10 protein-coding genes are annotated in these 18,330 nt (G+C 63.0%); all 10 read left to right on the top strand.

The features are described from left to right. The first annotated feature begins 53 nt into the window (after positions 1-53). The 10 genes from QSJ34_RS15585 (at position 54) to QSJ34_RS15540 (ending at position 18,305) form a co-directional block, all read left to right on the top strand. Positions 54-2,627: an ABC transporter substrate binding protein gene (locus QSJ34_RS15585; RefSeq protein WP_285576974.1), complete on the top strand. Its 2,574-nt coding sequence runs from the start codon at positions 54-56 to the stop codon at positions 2,625-2,627. A 280-nt stretch (positions 2,628-2,907) separates the two neighbouring features. Then, positions 2,908-3,252, top strand: coding sequence for a putative quinol monooxygenase (locus QSJ34_RS15580; protein ID WP_285576971.1), 345 nt, complete (start codon positions 2,908-2,910; stop codon positions 3,250-3,252). A 94-nt stretch (positions 3,253-3,346) separates the two neighbouring features. After that, positions 3,347-4,081: an outer membrane beta-barrel protein gene (locus QSJ34_RS15575; RefSeq protein WP_285576969.1), complete on the top strand. Its 735-nt coding sequence runs from the start codon at positions 3,347-3,349 to the stop codon at positions 4,079-4,081. Positions 4,082-4,129: 48 nt separating this feature from the next. Further along, entirely contained in the window at positions 4,130-7,279 is a 3,150-nt protein-coding gene (locus QSJ34_RS15570) for a TonB-dependent receptor (protein WP_285576966.1), read from the top strand. Positions 7,280-7,300: 21 nt separating this feature from the next. Next, entirely contained in the window at positions 7,301-7,882 is a 582-nt protein-coding gene (locus QSJ34_RS15565; protein ID WP_285576965.1) for a hypothetical protein, read from the top strand. Between the two features lie 30 nt (positions 7,883-7,912). After that, positions 7,913-10,654, top strand: a complete 2,742-nt coding sequence (locus tag QSJ34_RS15560; RefSeq protein WP_285576963.1) for a M4 family metallopeptidase — start codon at positions 7,913-7,915, stop codon at positions 10,652-10,654. Positions 10,655-10,663: 9 nt separating this feature from the next. Further along, a complete protein-coding gene (locus QSJ34_RS15555) occupies positions 10,664-11,341 on the top strand; it encodes a hypothetical protein (RefSeq protein WP_285576961.1) in 678 nt (225 codons plus the stop codon). 51 nt (positions 11,342-11,392) lie between these two features. Next, positions 11,393-14,071 (top strand): M4 family metallopeptidase, encoded by a 2,679-nt coding sequence (locus QSJ34_RS15550; RefSeq protein WP_285577292.1) that lies wholly within the window; start codon positions 11,393-11,395, stop codon positions 14,069-14,071. Between the two features lie 9 nt (positions 14,072-14,080). Then, complete coding sequence (locus QSJ34_RS15545; RefSeq protein ID WP_285576958.1) at positions 14,081-14,770, top strand: hypothetical protein; 690 nt, start codon at positions 14,081-14,083, stop codon at positions 14,768-14,770. A 259-nt stretch (positions 14,771-15,029) separates the two neighbouring features. Beyond that, entirely contained in the window at positions 15,030-18,305 is a 3,276-nt protein-coding gene (locus QSJ34_RS15540; protein ID WP_285576956.1) for an immunoglobulin domain-containing protein, read from the top strand. Positions 18,306-18,330 lie beyond the last annotated feature (25 nt).

The raw sequence follows: 18,330 nt of genomic DNA, 5'->3' as shown, positions 1-18,330 counted from the left end.
GATCGAAAACAGCGCTGCCGCCCGCTGCATCGACCTCGGCTAACATCGGAACCATGCCTTCCTACTATCGCTTTTCCAACCTGATGGGCTGGGTGCGTACCGTCGTCGTGGTGCTGCTCTGCTTTCCTGCAGTTGCCGCTCCCGAGCGGGAGAACCCATCCAAAGGTCCCAGGCAAACCGTGGTGGTGCTGTATTCCTTTCCCCTGGACAAGCCTGGGTTGCGGGAACTGAGCACGGGCATTACGGAAGAACTGCAAAAGAACCTTCCTGGGGCCATCGATATCTACAGCGAGTACACGGGACTGGACCAGTTCACAGGTCCGACTTACGAGGCCAACCTGCTGGCGCTCTACAACGAGAAATATGCCGCCCGGAAGGTGGACCTCTTGATGGTGGTGGGCCCTACGGCTCTCGAATTCGTGATCACTCGCATGTTCCTTCCCGACGTTCCGGTGGTGACCTGCTACACCGCCGATCGATTCGTGGAACCCGCCCGGTTGCGGCGCCCCAATCTCACGGGGGCCCTGTCTGCGAAGAACGCTCCGAAGACCATCGAGCTGATGATCTCCATGTACCCCCGCACGAGGCGCATCCACGTGGTGCTGGGCGCTACCGAATACGAACGCAACCAGGCGCGGATGGGCCAGGTCATTTTCAGCCCCTTTGCGGGCCGGGTAGAAATCGATTACCTGAATGACCTCACCGTCGAACAGATCGAAGCCAAGGTCAAAACCCTTCCCGATGAGGACCTGGTGCTGTACGGGAGCCTCATGCAGGATGCCTCTGGCCGGCACTTCTACACGAATGAAGCCCTGACCCATATCTCCAACGCGAGTCGGCGCCCGATCTTCGGCGTCCTGTCCGAGGATCTGGGCGACGGCATCCTCGGGGGCGTCCTTATCAGTCAAGAACTCTCAGGTAAAGCCGCCGCCCAGCTGGGAAGGCGCATCCTCCAGGGGGAGACGGCCTCCTCCATTCCCCTGGCTGTGGATACGGGAGCAGCTCCCATCTTCGATTGGCGTCAGGTCAAGCGATGGGGCGTACGGGAAAGCCACCTTCCGCCCAACACCATCATGAAATTCAGGAGGGCGAACCTCTGGGATGCCTATTGGAAAGAAATCAGCCTTGGTGTGGGTGTCATTCTGGTGGAGACCTTCCTGGTGACAGGACTGGTCATTCAGCTCCGCCGGAGGAAGCTGATCGAGCGGGAACTGGCGGATGCGGAAATGCGCTACCGGACCGTGGCCGATTTCACCCATGACTGGGAATTCTGGCAGCGGCCGGACGGTGGGTTCGACTATCTGTCCCCTGCCTGCGAACGGGTGAGTGGGCATCCCCCGGAATCGTTCCGTTCCCATCCGGAGTTGTTGTCCGACCTGGTGATCGAGGAGGATCGATCAGCCTGGGAGAAGCACCAGACCGAGGCGCTGACCGCGAATGAGCCCGCCTCCATCGAGTATCGAATCCACACCCGGAACGAAGAAGTCCGCTGGGTGGAGCAGACCAACAACCCAGTCCGACTCGAAGAGGGGAGGTCCGCCGGAACCCGGGGCAGCATCCGCGACATCACCCCCCGGAAACAAAGTGAGATCGATCTGAACCGGGCCTATCTGGAGATCCGAACGCTCAAGGATCAGCTCGAAGCGGAGAACACCTACTACCGCGAACAGATCCAGGCGGTGGAAGGCTCCAGCGAGCTTGTGGGCCAAAGCGATCCCATCAAGTATCTGTTGTTCCGCATCCGCCAGGTGGCGCCGTCGGAAACCACAGTGCTGATCCAGGGTGAAACCGGCACGGGCAAGGAGCTCGTGGCCGAGGCCATCCACTCACTGGGTCCGCGAAAGGATCGTGCGCTCGTCAAAGTCAACTGCGCGGCCCTGCCCCAGGGATTGGCCGAAAGCGAATTGTTCGGCCATGAGAAAGGCGCATTCACCGGGGCTCAGGCGCTCCGGAAAGGTCGATTCGAACTGGCCGATGGGGCGACCCTCTTTCTGGACGAGGTGGGCGAACTGTCCCAGGACGTGCAGGCCAAGCTACTGCGGGTCCTCCAGGACGGCCAATTCCAGCGGGTGGGCGGCACGAAGACCCTGAAGGCCGATGTGCGGGTGGTGGCCGCCACCAATCGCGACCTCGCCAAGGAGGTGGCCCGGGGCAGATTCCGTGAGGACCTCTGGTACCGACTCAATGTCTTCCCCATTTCGGTGCCGGCCCTGCGCCACCGGAAGGAAGACATCCCCATGCTGGCCCAGTTCTTCCTCGACCGCTTCTGCCAGAAATTGGGGCGCAAGCAGCTGGAAATCCCCCGGTCGGTCATCCAGGCTCTCCACGCCTATGCGTGGCCTGGCAACGTCCGCGAACTGCAGAACCTCATCGAACAGGCGGTTCTGGTCTCCGAAGGGCCCATGCTCCGCCTGCCCGACCGCCTGGTGGCTATGCAGGTCGGGCCGACCATGACCGGCCTGCTCCCCTCCCTGGTCGAGGTGGAACGGGATCACATCATGAAGGTTCTGGAGGCCTCCAATTGGAAGATCGAGGGTGCTCAAGGGGCCGCCGACATCCTGGGCCTGGCCCCCAGCACCCTGAGATCCCGGATGCAGAAGCTCGGAATCGAGCGCCGGGATGGCTAATCCATAGATGCCCCCAGCTCATCCCAGGAAGGGGGCAGGTCACGGTTTTTCGCGGGTGACATTACCCACGAAATGCCGTGGCCCACGATCTGTCGTGGATGAAACGCACGCCTTTTTGGGGTTTCACGCAGATTTCTATAATCTTAACCCAATCTAAATAAACACTTAGATTCACGGATTGGTCGACTGATTTCCTGGCACCGGGTTTGCGCTTAGAGGCTAGCACCTCGAGAGGAAAACCCCGCCCATGAGCGTCATATCCAATAGTCGCGTGAAGGTCATGAGTGCCCTTCTCACTGCCCAACCCGGCAAGCAGGGGGAATTCCTTCAGACCCTTCAAAGCCTGCGGGAGGAGATCCTTCTTCAGGCCGGGTGCCAGGAATGCACCATCGGCCAGGACATCGGTGAGGATTCGCGGTTCCTCATCTTCATGGTCTGGAAGGACCTGGCCCACCTGGAAGCCCATATGGATTCCGAGGCTTTTCGGATTCTCCTGGGTGCCACCAGCGTTCTTACCTCCCCCTCCGGGTTCCGCTTCATCGCCGCCGATTCGGCCGCCACGCTGCCGGGGGGGTTGGACCGCCTCCATTCGCTGAGGCTGGGCCGACGGGCCTCCCAGTTCTGAGGGTTCGCCCCCCCGGCCCAGGCCGGGATGGGCACGGCCATCCAATCATCCCCCTCCCTCAGGCACGATCCCCCCCTCTATAAGGACCCTCTTCATGGCATACATGCGTAACGATTTGGGAAGGTGGCTGGCCATCATGGCCCTTACGGCGACTTCTGCCGCTGCCCAGGATGCCGGGTTCGATGGGGCTTTCAAGCTCAGGACCGGTTACGGACTCAGCAACAACCAGGAGGATCATCTCGATCGGAGAACCCTGGGATTGGGCTTCGATTTCGGGTACGTCAGCCCCGCCGGGCGCTTCGGGCTGGAGCTTGGTTATCAATACAAGCCCGGCAATCAGACCAATACGGACCTTTCTGCCATGCCGGTGGCCGTGGGGGCCACCCTGGATCCCTCCCAATCCGTGGACAGTCGCAAGTCGCAGGTGGGTGGTCTGACCCTGAGGGCCAGTTTCGAGCGCCGCCTCACCGGCAGTGAATGGTCCTGGCGCCTGGGCGTCCAGGTAGGAGGGGCCAAGTTCAGGCAGGAGTACATCGGCGATGTCACCGATGGCGTCCGCTACGAAGACACCTACAACGGCATCGTCACCAAGACCACCGTGCCCCTCAGCCCCTTCGTCGGGGTGGGCTATGCCATCGACGCCAGGCAATCCATCGAACTGAACGTCATCTCCCTGGGGTACTCCTCCGCCAACTACCAGCACGTGGCCGGCACCGTGCTCGGAACCGCTTCATCCCCCGAGCTGGGTGGCCACACGGCGAAAGACAGCGTGATCGTCCGCAAGCGTTCCGTCCCCCACCTCGAGTTCGGCTACACCCTCCGCTTCTAACCCTGGCCGCACCCAATTGGAGACACGGAAATGCGAATGAGATCTGCGATGCGGTTGTCCTCCCTGGGCCTGACGCTTGCTGCGGGCTGCGCCCTGGTGGGCCAGACGACGACAGGAGCCCTGGCTGGCCAGGTGAAGGATTCCAGCGGAAAACCGATCCCCGGAGCGAAGGTGATCCTGAGTTCACCCGCGTTGTTCACACCCCGCACCGTTCTTTCGGATGCGAACGGAGAGTGGCGTGCCCCCCTGCTGCCCGTAGGCAACTACAAGGTTCAGGTTTTTAAGGATGAGTTCGTGGGCAGCGAGGCCCACGATGTTCGCGTAGGTATCGGCACGGCCGTGCGCCAGGACCTGGTGCTCAAGCCCATCTCGAAGGCCGGCATGGTGGTCGAAGTGGTGGCTGAAGGCGCCGAGGCCGACAAGGCCAGCACCAAGACCTCCATGAACTTCTCCGCCGAAGTGCTGGATACCCTCTCGGGGCTCGACCGCGGCTTCGAAGGCGCCGCCGACCTCTCCGCAGGCGTGGCCGGCACTTCCGGCGGCGGCTACAGCGTGCGGGGCGGTGCCACCCAGAACACGCTGTACCGCATCAACGGCACCGACATCAAGGATGACCTCCAGGGCGCACAGGTAGGCACTTGGGTCATCGAAGACAACATCGCCGACGTCCAGGTGGTGCTCTCCCCCCTGAATGCCCGCAATGGCCGGGCCCTGGGCGGCCAGGTGAACGTGGTGACCAAGTCCGGAGGCAATGATTTCGAAGGGAGCATCCGCGCCCATCTGAGCCGCCCCACCTGGAATTCCAGGAATCCCTACACCAAGGACACGCCCCATCAGATCAGCGACAACCTCAGCCGCACCTTCGATGTCACGGCCTCGGGCCCCATCGTCAAGGATCGGATCTGGTTCTCCATCGGCACCATCCTCACGCCTTCGGCCACCAGCAGCAATGAGATCGGCGCGGCCTATCCCCTCGCCCGCGGCCCCATGCGGACGGGCGATCCCCAGATCGACGCGGCCGTGGCCAATGGCGTCCCGTCCGGTTACGCCTTCGCAAGTTTCCTCACCGACGCCAAGCCCTACACCCAGGGGTATTCCTCCAACTACTTCGAAGCCAAGGTCACCGGCGCGCTGAACGCGAACCACTCGGTGGATCTCAGCTACGTCGGCTCGGGCAACAAGATCACCAACGTGGATCCCGGCGTCGGCGTGATCCGGGTGGAAGCACTGGGCACTCAAGAAGAGAAGCGCTCCGCCTGGGGGCTCAACTACCGCGGCATTCTGGGCGAAGCCACCTTCCTGGGGGGCCGCGTCAACCGCTACCGATCGCAGGCCATCTTCCCCACGGGCGATCCGAAGTTCAGCAGCAACCCCGTGAACCTGTGGCTGGATGATATCGCCCCCAACGACCACTACTGGTACTCCGTGGGCCTGCCCTTCGGCATGGGCACCACGCCCCGGCCCGACAAGCGGAACAACACGAGCGGAAATCTCAACTTGAAGCTCTTCCGGGATCTTCCTGGCGGACAGCACGAGATCGATTTCGGCGCGGAGTACTACCAGGCCGACCGCACCACGCAGAGTCAGATCGGCGCCGATAACCGCGCCTTCCGCGTGGGGGGCGCCTACTACAACGCCGCCAGCCGGGATTGGCTGTTCCCCGCCATCATCTGGCCCTATTACAACCAGCTCGGCCAGAGCTCCTCGGGCAACACCGGCCTGGCCCCGACGATGTTCCAGTACTTCGGCCAGGACGGCATCACCAAGAACACCACCTCCTCCCTGTATGCCAACGACAGCCTGACCATCAACAACCACTGGGGCATGATGGTCGGGCTTCGCTTCGATGCCATCAACGTCATCGACACCACGGGAAAGACCCTGGCCAAGGCCTCCGATCTCTCCCCGCGTTTCCAGCTGCGCTGGGACGTCAAGGGCGACAGCCATCACGTGTTCACCCTCACGGCCGCCCGGTTCCAGGGCGACTTCACCTCCGGGTTCACGGCGGCCTTCATCACCGAAGCCACCAGCAAGGAAGTCAGCTACGGGTTCTCCGGCATCCCGGGCCAACCCGACCCCTACTCCGATCCCGCCCACGCCGTGCGTTGGCTCACCTACGCCCAGCTCATCGATCCGAGGAATTACACCGCCTCCAACACCTACCTGAGCAACTACGGCCTCGGCCCCACGACAGCCTACGGCTTCTCCGACAATTCCAAGAGCTACATCCTCGATCCACACCTGAAGTCCCCCTACCTGGACGAAGCCACCCTGACCTACCGCGCCAGCTTCGCGAGCGGCAACTACATGCGCTTCACCTACGTGAGCCGGGCCTGGAAGAAGGACTGGGCCTTCAGTTCCGACTACACCCCGAGCCAGCTGGTGACGATTTCGGATCCCAGCCATTCTGGCCTCGCCGACAAGCTGGCTTCGACGGTCCACGTCTTCAACTCCGACGATCTCATCCGTCGCTACCAGGCCCTCGAAGTGGAGATCTTCCAAAGGATCACCTCCGCCCTGACCCTGAACGGAACCTACACCTACGGCCGGCTCACGGGGAACAGCAACGGCGGCGACAATCCCTATTCCACCTTCCGCGACAACAGCATTCCCGGCTACTACGGCAATCGCACCTTCCTCATCCAGAACCTGGGGAAGACCAACGAAGACATCGCGCCCACCGGCCCTCTCAATTCCGATCAGACGCATCATGTCCGCCTGAACTTCTCGCTGGAACGGCCCCTGGACAAGGGCAGGATCTCCTATTCCGCGCTGGTGCGCTACGACAGCGGCAACAACTGGTCCGCGGCCTATGCCGCTCCCCTGGGCGAGAACGCCGGCGGGCCGATGCCCAACATCTCCAACGCGCCGCCGGCCCCGGCCACCTACACCCAGTACTACGGCGGCCGGGGGCAGTACACCTACAACGATCAGTACCAGGTGGATGTGAAGGTCTCCTTCCGGATTCCCCTGGGCTTCAAGACCCTCCAGCTCATCGGCGATCTTCAAATCAACAACGTCTTCAACCAGATGGAACAGGGCACCTACTCCACCGCCACAGCCTCGTTGCCCTACGGCGCGAACCATCTCTTCTTGAACACCACGTCCTCCGGAACCTTTGGCGGAGCGAATCCCAAGGAGGCCAACTACTGGATCGCAGGCCGATCCGTGGGCGCCAGCCTGGGCATGCGGTTCTAGTCGTCCTCATCGGGAGAAATCATGTTCAGCAGAAATCACCTCATGAGGTTGGCCGCGCTCACCTTGGCCGGAGGCACCTGCCTCAGCGCCCAGGCACCTTCGCCCGCGTCTTCAGCCTTCGACGCTGGGCTCAACGTGGTCATGCCCCTCGACACCTTGAAGACCATCACCCATGCCTCGGGATTGGGTGGCGTCACCGCCGAATTCGGCTACAGCTCGCAGATCCGGAACACCACCGTTCCCTTTCGGCTTTCTGTGTCCGTCAACCATCTGCCCGGCAAGGAAGTGGACTACCAGAAGAACTCCCTCTTGGGATTCCAAGGCGCGGCGGATGTCTTCGCCCCCACGGGAATCAATCGGGTGTCCATGGTCGCGGGACTCTCGCTGAATGCCTGGCGCTGGGACTTCCAGGATGCGAGCAACCACACGAAAAGCACCATGAAGGGTGCGAAATTCGGCGCCCGCTTTGGGTTCGATTTCCGGGTCAGTGATCGGGTCTCCACCAGCCTGATGCTGCAGATGACCGAGCTGGGCACCGACAACCAGGCCATTCAGGGCTACAACCCGTCCTGGATCCAGGTCGGCGCCAGGTATCGCTTCTAGCTCATGGCATTCCATTCCTTGGGAGTAACAATGCGTTTCAAGGTCAGACCCCTCGTTCCAGCCCTGGCCCTCTTCCTTGCGCAGGCCTCGGGCGAAGCCCAGATCGTCCACCCCGTTCTCTCCGCTCAGCAGGTAGAGGCGAATCGAGCGCTGCAGCCGCAGCGCGTCGCGCAAGCCTCGGCCTTCCTGAACAGCCAGAACCTGGGCCTGGGGCCACAGGACCAGCTCCGGGAAGTGAATGTCATCACCAACGCGCAGGGGCAGACCATCTGCCGTTACGAACAGACCCACCTGGGATACCGAGTCTACGGCACCTCTCTGACCGTGCGGGTCGATCCCGAAGGCACGGTGACGCTCATGGCCCACGACGTGGCTCCCGGCCTGGGTTTCGCCGATCAGGTGAAACTCACCGACCAGGACGCCATCCTCGCCGCCCATCGCAACCTGGCCCCCCAGGGCGACTACGCCGGTCAGCCCAAGGCCGAGCGCGTCATCTTCCCCACCGTCTTCGCCCATGGGTTCAAACTGGCCGCCGATGCCAAGACCGGCGCCCCGCGCCTTGATCGCGAGGGCAGCCTCGTGGGCCCCAAGCCCACCAGCGCCTATGTCTGGGCCTACCAGGTCGACGCCGTCCTCCGCAATGACAAGGACGGCTACCGGGAGATGCACTTCATCGTGGATGCGAATTCCGGCCAGGTGCTGCGCAAGTGGGATGACATGGCCGGCCTCACCGCCCAGCGCCCCATCTCTCGCAAACCCATGGACTACGCGGCCATGGCACGCCTCCGGTCCAGCGTGCCCCATGTCAGCACCCAGGCCTCCTTCCAGGCTCCCCGTGCGGCGACCATGATCACGAGCCCCCTCGTCGCCAGCGCGACACCCGTGGCTGCCAAGGGTTGGGGACACGACCAGTACCGCGGACTCGTGAGCCTCGACACCATCCAGTCCCCCCTGGGCACGGGCTATGACCTGGTGGACATCACCCGCGCCACCCAGCCCCACCCCGTGTTCCAAACCGTGGGCAACCAGACCTGGTTCTGGGATGCCTCCGAGTACCACGGCTTCCAGCCTCCCCTCGACGACTACGTCTTCCCCTATTTCTGGGCCTCGAACTACAACACCTATTCGATGAGCGACACGAGTTGGAGCGCCAACGGCACCACCGGCGCCGGATCTCCCACCAACGAGTGGGGCGACGGATTGAACTACAACTCGCCGTACGCGCCGTTCATCAACTACTCCCCGAGCCGCTACCCCAAGACGGAAGCCGAATTCCATTACGGGGACGCCAACGGGCAGACGGCCGCCGTGGGCGCCCACTCCGCCATGCAGGTCACCTATGACATGTACAAGAACGTCCTGGGCCGCCTGGGGCTGGATGGCCAGAACACGTCCATGATCTCCGTGGTCCACGACAACCTGGGTTCCATCGTCAACGCCCACTTCTCCTACGTGGACCTGATGATGCACTACGGTGACGGCAACTGGTACCAGGGGAGCACGGACCCAAACGCCTTCAAGGAGTTCACCTCCATCACCATCGGCGGCCACGAGATGAGCCACGGCGAGATGCACTTCACCGCCGCGGTCCACTACTACGGCGAAGGCATGGGGCTCAACGAAGCCAACTCCGACATCATGGGCATGTGCGTGGAAGCCTACTCCAAGCGCGCGGCCACCGACCCCCTGGACAAGATTCCCGAGGGCAAGGCGGACTGGGTGATCGCCCCTGAAATCTCGGCTTCAGGCCAGGGTCTGCGCTCCATGGTCAAGCCTTCGCTGGATGGCTACAGCCCCAATTCCTGGTATTCCGGCATCAACCAGCTGGACGGCCACTACAGCATGGGCGTGCCCAACCGCTGCTTCTACTTCCTGAGCATGGGCGCCGGCGCAGACAGCACCAAGAACGACTACAGCCCCTACCTGCCGCAGGGCATGAGTGGCATCGGCATCGATGCCGCCGCCCGCATCTGGTACAAGGCTGTGTCCGAATACATGACTCCCTCCACGGGGATCCTCACCATGCGCGATCCGCTGATCGCCGCCGCCACCGATCTCTACGGCGCCACCTCGCCCCAGCTCGCGGCCGTGCAGAACGCGCTGGCCGCCGTCAACGTGGGGGCCGCCGCAAACGGTCAGGGGCGCCCTCTCGTGACGTTCCCCAGGGACCTCGTGGACCCTTCCTCTCCTCTGGGAAACATCGGCCTGCCGACGGGCTCGTACAGCGGCTCTCCCTATGGATTCGATCCCACCTACTACTACGTGCCCATCGTTCCCATGGGCGAGCGCACCAAGCTTCGCGTGAACGTGAGCCATGCGGCGGACACCTCCGTGACCTGGTCCACCGGGTGGCCCATGCTGGCCTTCCCTTATCCCAACGATGGCATCTACGGCAGCTCTGAGCCCGTGGGGCCCTCTGCCTCCAATGGATCCTTCGATGCCGATGGAACCTACCGTGCGCCGCTTCAGGGGCCGAAATTCTGCATGGTGCAGGCCACCAGCAAGGCCGACCCCCTCGAATTCGGTTTCCTCCCCACCCTCGTCGCCCACCTAGATGCCGATGGTGATGGCGAGCAGGATGCCGTGGACATGGGGGCCTTCGCCCTCAGCTACGGCCTGCCCGGCAACGTCTCGTACTACCTGAACCCTGGCGGCGAGCCCGTGGGGCTGCTCTGGGCCGACTACAACACCGGCGACTACGTCGGGTATTCCTTCGACGACTACACGCTCCAGGCCTTCAACGAAGCCTTCCAGAACGCCTTCGCCCAGTAAGGACATTCCATGCGCATGAGAACGATCTGTCAGTCCTTCCTTCCGGCGGCGTCCCTCGTCCTGCTCCTGGCCTGCGGCGGAGCCGCCACGGCCCCCGGGCCCCAAGCCGCACCGGCTTCGTCCGGCTTCACCTACCAGGATCCCAGCGGATCCGGATGGATCCTCCAGAAGAACCTCGCCTCCTCGGATACCCATCTCATCCTGGATGTGATCGGACCCGTGGGCACCAAGGGACGGGGCATTGGATTCAACCTCCAGTCCGATGGCACCGTCGCCTTCGCCAAACTGAGCGCGGCGGGCTATGTCCGTGACACCGGCGTCTTCAAGCTGCAGAGCACCTTCGCCAACTACCCCGTGGAACCCACGCTTCTGGCAGGTGGCGTGAAGAAGAACGGCACCCTCCTCACGGTGGGCATCTTCCAGAAGGATCGGTACTGGCCGGCCCAGGATCTGGGCCAGGCGGTGTGCCAGATCGCCATCGATTTCGATCCCGCCAAGACCGCCGCCCTTCCTCCGGGCACCGTGATTCCGCTGACCATCACCAAGGCCAAGGCCATCCCCGCCTTCATCGGCGACATGCCCGCGGACCCCACGGACCCCAACGCCGACTGGAACAGCGTGGCGTACTACTACAGCGCATCCCTCGTCCCCGTCCAGATCTCGGTGGGAACCCTGACGACCAAGTAGGCCGCCCGAATCCCGTTCCCTTTTCTCCGATCCACTGCAGGAGTTTCCGTGATGTTTCGCATGCGCTATCCAGCCACTGCGTTGGCCATGATGCTGGCCGGGGCGACGCTTTGCGCCCAGGCCCTCCCCGAACTGCCGGCGGCCCAGCTCGAAGTCCTCAACCAGCAGGAAACCGCCCGGGCCGCCCAGGCCGCGGCCTATCTGAAGAGCCAGGCGTCCAGCCTGGGGCTCGGCGGCGACGATGAATTCGTCCTGCGGCATTCCCTCACCAACACCCAGGGCGAGTGCGTGGCGCGCTTCGACCAGATTCATCAGGGAACGCGGGTCCAGGGATCCTCGGTCGTGGTGAAGGTCAGCCCGGAGGGGACCATGTCCATCTCCGTCTCCGCGTTGTCCAAGGGCATCAGCCTCCCTTCCGGCCAAGCCCAGCTGAGCCCCGCCCAGGCCCTGGACATCCTCGGTGCCAAGCTGTCTCCCACCGTCGGGTTCGGACATGCACCCACCGTGGAACCCATCATCTTCCCCACGCGACTCATGGGAGAGATGGTCCTGGCCAAGGATCCCGCCAGCGGTTTCTTCGCGGTGGATCCCCTACGCAGCGCCGAGGCCTATCAGCCCCTCACGGCCCACGTGCGGGGCTACCGCATCGTCTGCGATCTGCTGGGCAGCGACGGTGCTCCCAACACCACCCTCACCGTGATGATGGATGCCGATACGGGCGCCATCCTGGATCGAAAAGCCACGGGCCCCGGCATCAAGAATCCCTTCAGCTACGCCAAGGGCTTTCACGGCATCACGGGTTCAGCCGCGCCGATCACGCACGCTTCGGCCAGCGTCATCTCGCCAGAAGCCGCACAGACTTCCGTGGTCCCCGGATCGCCATCCACCACCCTGATCCCGGCGATCGGGTATGGCCGGACGATGTACAGCGGTCAGATGGCCATTCCCACCACCTACGACCCGGCCTTGAAAGGCTACGGCCTACTGGACACCACCCGAGGCAGCCACGCCAACTACTTCGTCCAGGACCGGATGGGGTACTACGACCAGTTCGGCCACTACCAGCTCAACACCCAGCGCCCTTCCGGCAACCTGGTGGTCACGGACCAGGCGGATGTCTTCACACCCTACACCATGGATGCCATCTCCGGCTCCGAAACCCCGGCCGCCGGCGTCGCTGCGAACCTCGTGACGGGTGTTCCCGCCACCACTGGCGTACCGTTCACGGACAACATCTGGGGCGATGGCACCGACTTCGTGGCCAGCGCGGATGCGACCAAAGCCCACGGCGCCTACTCGGTATCCGGCCAGACCGCGGCGGCCGAAGCCATGAACGGCATGACCAACGCCTATGAGTTCATGAAGTACGCCTTCAACCGCAAGGGACTGGATGGCCAGGACACGGCCATGACCGCTGTCGTCAATGACCGGTACTACCTTGGCCAAGTCATTCACGAAACCTTCGATCAATGGCGTGTCGACCCAGTCACCCACCTTCAAATAACCCTACCCTCGTTCCGCTTCACCTGTGGCTCGGGCCTGCCGGATTATGGCGTCCTCTCCGCCGCCGAACCCACCCTCATCGGTCAGGCCCTGGGCGACATGCTTTGGGAGTGGACCCTGCAGGGGCAGAGCAGTTCCAGCATCTCTGAAGGAAAGATCGTCCAGCGTGGATTCGCCAACCTCATGAGCCAGGCCTTCATGAGCCTGGGCAGCCTCCATGGGATCCAGCGGCGGGTCATCATGCCCACCTACACCATCGGGCAGAACTACGCCAATGGTGGCTATGCGACATCGATGTTCCAGCCCAGCCTGGATGGCATCTCCCCCGATGGATGGCATGACGGCCTCAGCTTTCTGGGCAATGAGTGGCCTGATTATGGGGAGGGCCCCATGGATCGCGCCTTCTTCTTCATGTCCGAATTCGCGTCCTCCGATTCCAGCAGTTCCGCCTACAGCGAGTACCTGCCCCAGGGTATGACGGGCATCGGGCTTGAAAAGACGGCCAAGGTTCTGTTCAAGGCCCTCACGGAAGACATCACCAGCGCCGAAATCAGCTGCCTCGGCATGCGCGTGGCCTGCATCAAGGCCGCGACGGATCTCTACGGAACCGGCAGCGCGGAAGTGATCGCCACCACCAACGCCTTTGCTGCCGCCAACATTGGCGGCGCCTATGGGAAGCCCGATCCCGTGCGGGTCTGGTTCGACATGAAGAACTTCCCGGACAACAGCGATCTGGGCATTAACGGTCCCTTCGAGCCCAATCCTCGAGGCAGCCGATACCCCATCGTCCCCCTCGGGGAACCCAGCCAATTGAAAGTGAACATCTCCGGCACCTCGGATACGGGCGTCGTCTGGACCAACAACCCGGCCCCCTTCAACGGCTCCGGCTACTGGGATTTGGGCGGTGGCGTTCAAGGGCAGATCTCCCCTGAGGGCGTCTTCCTGTCGCCGCTCCGCGATTCCACACTCAACGTCTACAGCGTGCAGGCCAAGAGCAAGGCGGATCCCAAGCAGTGGGCCCAGGGCATGGTCCTGGTGTTCTCCTGCGATTTCGACGGGGACGGCAGCAACGACGCGCTGGACTACGGCATGTTGGCCCTGGCCTACGAGGTCCCTTTCGACGTCTATCTGAGCGTCAACGCCCACCTCATGGTTGGCTTCCCGGGCATCGGCGAGGGCGAGCTCCAGTGGAACCTCGCGGCCTTCAAGTCGGCCTTCGGCAATTAAGGAGCATCCATGCGCATTTATTCCATTCTCACGCCATTGATGCTTCTGGTGTTTGTCGGATCCTTCACGGGCTGCGGCGGCGCCTACACACCCCCTCCCGAGGCGCCGGCTGCCACCGCCGCAGCCGCGATCGGCCTGGCCTACACGAACCCCTCCACCTCCGGATGGGCCCTGGTGAAGGACGCCTCCAGCAGCCCCACCCACCTGGTGCTCAACCTCGTGGGCCCGGCCGGCCTCAAGGCCCGGGGTGTGGGTTTCAACCTGGCTTCCGACGGATCCGTCCAGTTCCACAAATATGCCGACGGCACCTACCTGAAGGACACGGGCGTCTTTCAGCTCAAGCTGGCGACCCCCAACCTCTATAGCACCAAATACCCCAATTTCTATGAGCCGGTGATCCTGATCGGCGGCACCAAGAACGCCGGAAAGCTGCTCACGGTGGGCATCTTCCAGAAGGACCGGGCCCAGCCTGCCCAGCCCCTCACCGCGCCCCTATGCCAGATCGGCATTGATTTCGGCGCCGCCACCGCAGCCCTTCCCTCAGGTACGACCATTCCCCTGAACCTGGTCCGGGCCCGAATCATTCCCGAGGACATTGGCGTCATCCCCACCATACCTAATGTGGATTGGACAGATGTTCTCAACAAATTCCGCCTGGAGGATATCCAGATCTCGGTTGGAACGCTTAAAGCCCAATAGCGGCTCAATCACTTAGACTCGAACCCATTCCCCCTTCTCAGTAACCAGCAAAAAACAGCACCCGATCACTTTGTCACCGGCAGAGCTGGGTAAGAACTACTTCAAATTCATTATCAAAATGTCGATTTTTGAAAATATTTATTTATATTTTAACAATATTTAAAATTAAATGAATTTTTTTAGACATTGACGTTTTCGTCGAATTTGTTCTTCCCCCTCCCTCCGGGCCTTGCCCGGTCTTCACATAACAGGAGAGCTCATGACCCCCAAACCACCTTCCATGCTCTATGACATAGGCTGGAGACCCCTCACCACGCGGCTGCTCACGGGTACGGGAACAGGCCTGGTCCTGGCCGCCCTGGCGGCATGCGGTGGCGGCGGAAGCAAGCCCGCCCCGCCCCCCCCGGCTCCGACCATCACCTCCCAGCCCGCGGACGCCACCGTCGTCGTCGGCAACCCTGCAACCTTCTCGGTGGTTGCCACGGGCTCGCCCACCTACCAGTGGACCAAGGGCGGAACGGCCATTTCCTCCAATGGCACTTCCGCCACCTACACCACCGCCGCCACCGCGGTGACCGACAACAATGCCGTGTTCGCCGTAACGGTGACCAATGCGGGCGGGGCTGTCACCAGCACCAATGCCACGCTGCATGTGAATTACGTGAGCATCACCACCCAGCCGGTGGACGCCTCCGTGACGGTGGGGCAACCGGCCTCCTTCACGGTGGCCGCCTCCGGCAGCGGCACCCTGACCTACCAGTGGCAAAAGGCCGGCTCCGCCATCAACGGGGCCACCAACGCCACCTTCCCGCTCACCAGCGCCAGCGCCTCGGACAGCGGCAGCTACACCTGCGTGGTGACCAGCACCCTGGGCACGACCACCACCTCCGCCACCACCACCCCCAAAACGCTGACCGTGATCACCCCGGCTCCAGCCATCACCACGCAACCTGCCGATCGAACCGTCGTCGCAGGAAATGCGGCCACCTTCAGCGTCGTCGCCAGCAATGCGGCCTCGTACCAGTGGTTCAAGGGGAACACGCCCGCCCAGGAGGCCTCTGCCACCAGCGCCACCTACACCACCGATCCGACCATCGCCTCCAATGACGGAACGGCCATCCATGTGGATGTGACCAATGTGGGCGGCACCACCTCCAGCAGCGTGGCCACCCTCCACGTGAACTACGTGGCCATCGCGCCTGCTTCACAGCCGGCGAACGCCACCATCGCGGCTACGCAGCCCCTGAACCTTTCCGTGGGAACCCCCACGCACGCCACCGGCAGCACCCTCAGCTACCAGTGGAACAAGGGTGCTACCGCAGTCGGAACCAACGCCCCCACCTTCACCCTTCCCTCACTCGCAACGACGGATGCCGGCAGCTACACCTGCACCATCACCAGTTCGCTCAACGGGACCACGGCCACCACCACCAGCAACCCTGCCGAGATCACCGTGGTGGGACTCCCCATCATCACCGCCCAGCCCGTGGGCGGAACCTTCTTCCCCGGCGACCAGTTGAATCTGGGTGTCACCGCGACCTTCACGGGCAGCGAAAGCTACCAGTGGAAGAAGAACGGCACCGCCATTCCCGGGGCCACACTGAAGACCTACACGGTCCTGAGCCTCGCCGCCGGCGATGCCGGCGACTACACCTGCGACGTGACCAACACCCTGACCTCGGTCCCCGCGACCGTGACGACCAGCGTGGCGACGGTCGTGGTGCAGCTCTCTCCTGGCATCACGGCTCAGCCGGTCAACCGATCGGTCATGGAAGGCCAGACGGCCACCTTCAATGTCACGGCCAAGGGACCCGGAACCCTGAGCTATCAGTGGTACAAGGGCAACGCTCCCGTGGGGGGGAACAGCGCCAGCTACACCACGCCCGCGGTCGCGCTCGCCGATGACGGCTCCAGCTACACCTGCGTGGTCAGCAACGGCACCCAGCCCAATGCCACCAGCGCCGCTGCAACTCTGACGGTCACGCCCCTCGTTCCGACCTTCAACGCCAGCCGGACGGCCATCACCAATGGTGAGGGCGTCACCTTCACCTACACCTTCAGCGCCGGCGCCACTGCGGCCGTGATCACGGATGGCACCACGCCCGTCAACGTCCTGGGTACGACCAGCTCGACCGTCTTCCCCGACCTCACCACCTATCCCACGGGCCACATCACCTACACCCTCAACGTGACGGTGGGCGGCGTGACCACGCCTACCTCCATTCCCGTGACGGTCAAGACCTATACGCCCAAGTGGTACTACGTGGTGAACAACGGCAGCAACGACATCTACCAGTACCCGGTGAATGCCGCGTCTCCGCTCTCGGGCAATGCCATGACGGGCTACATGTACGACGACGGCAGCACCACCCCCGCCAACGCCCTGATCGGCGAAGCGGTGGGGAGCCCCATCGCCGCTGGAAATGGCGCCATCCACATCGCCACCACCCTCGACGAGAAATACTTCTACGTGGCCAACAACACCGATGGCACCATCAGCGCCTATACGGCCAACGCCACCACGGGTGTCCTGACTGCCATCACCGGCTCTCCCTTTGCGCTCCCCGCAGGCTTCACCGCGCCCTACTGCTCCGCGAGCACACCGGATGGCACGCGCCTCTACGTGGGCTGCGCCGAAGGCATCGCCGTCCTCAACATCGACGGCAGCACCGGGGCTCTCACGGCTGCGGCGGCCCAGATCCAGCAGGTTGTCGCGGGCGGTCGCGGACAGGGGGATATCGTCATTCATCCCTCCGGCAAGTTCCTCTATGCCACGGACTCCGTACACAGCGTCATCAAGCCCTATGCAATCGACGCCACCACGGGCGCCCTCACGGCCGCCGGAACCGACGCCTCCCCGAAATACGCCACGGGCGTCAACAACAACCTCGGCCCCACGACGATCTACAACCCCACCAGCCTGGTGTTCGACCGTGCCGGAACCATGCTTTTCACCCGGAGCACCGACTTCAACTGGCCGGGTTCAGACCCGATGACCTCCACCAACGCGGCCATCGACATCTACCTCGTCGATCCCTCCACCGGCGACCTGACTCACAAGAGCGTCAATGAATCCGTGCCCGATGCCTACGGTGCCTATCTGGTTCCTGGGCAGGTGGATGGCTACCACAGCCTGGCCTTCTCGGCCCTGCCTGGCGTGGACCACCTCTACAACACCTATGCGAATGACCAGATGTTGTGGATGACGTTCTGGAGCGCGTGGACCGTGGACACAAACCCGGCCAACGCCTCGACCTACGGAAAGCTCACCGGGTACTTCGCGGATGCCGATTGGCAGGCTGAGCCTCGATCCGTCATGAGCCAGATGATGTTCACCAGTGGTGGGTCCAGCATCGTGCGAGACCGGAGTGGCAAGGTCTTCGCGGTCACCTTCAACTGGGACAACATGATCTTCTCCTACGGGTCAGACGCTTCCGGCAACCAGACCTACATGGGAACGATGTTCGGTGGTGAAACCCCCAGGACCACGGGAACGACGCCCGTCCACGGCGTCTTCACCGGAACGCTGCAATAGCAGGAATCAAGGCGTGAAAAGGCAC

Origin of the sequence: Geothrix limicola (assembly GCF_030268085.1) — a bacterium.
GTDB lineage: Bacteria > Acidobacteriota > Holophagae > Holophagales > Holophagaceae > Geothrix > Geothrix limicola.
This window is presented reverse-complemented; position numbering and strand designations above follow the sequence as displayed.

Bases quoted from the DNA above. Each gene is read 5' to 3' on its own strand.
- QSJ34_RS15570 (WP_285576966.1), top strand. From the start codon at position 4,130: ATGCGGTTGTCCTCCCTGGGCCTGACGCTTGCTGCGGGCTGCGCCCTG.
- QSJ34_RS15550 (WP_285577292.1), top strand. From the start codon at position 11,393: ATGTTTCGCATGCGCTATCCAGCCACTGCGTTGGCCATGATGCTGGCC.
- QSJ34_RS15585 (WP_285576974.1), top strand. From the start codon at position 54: ATGCCTTCCTACTATCGCTTTTCCAACCTGATGGGCTGGGTGCGTACC.
- QSJ34_RS15540 (WP_285576956.1), top strand. From the start codon at position 15,030: ATGACCCCCAAACCACCTTCCATGCTCTATGACATAGGCTGGAGACCC.
- QSJ34_RS15575 (WP_285576969.1), top strand. From the start codon at position 3,347: ATGGCATACATGCGTAACGATTTGGGAAGGTGGCTGGCCATCATGGCC.
- QSJ34_RS15560 (WP_285576963.1), top strand. From the start codon at position 7,913: ATGCGTTTCAAGGTCAGACCCCTCGTTCCAGCCCTGGCCCTCTTCCTT.
- QSJ34_RS15545 (WP_285576958.1), top strand. From the start codon at position 14,081: ATGCGCATTTATTCCATTCTCACGCCATTGATGCTTCTGGTGTTTGTC.
- QSJ34_RS15565 (WP_285576965.1), top strand. From the start codon at position 7,301: ATGTTCAGCAGAAATCACCTCATGAGGTTGGCCGCGCTCACCTTGGCC.
- QSJ34_RS15555 (WP_285576961.1), top strand. From the start codon at position 10,664: ATGCGCATGAGAACGATCTGTCAGTCCTTCCTTCCGGCGGCGTCCCTC.
- QSJ34_RS15580 (WP_285576971.1), top strand. From the start codon at position 2,908: ATGAGTGCCCTTCTCACTGCCCAACCCGGCAAGCAGGGGGAATTCCTT.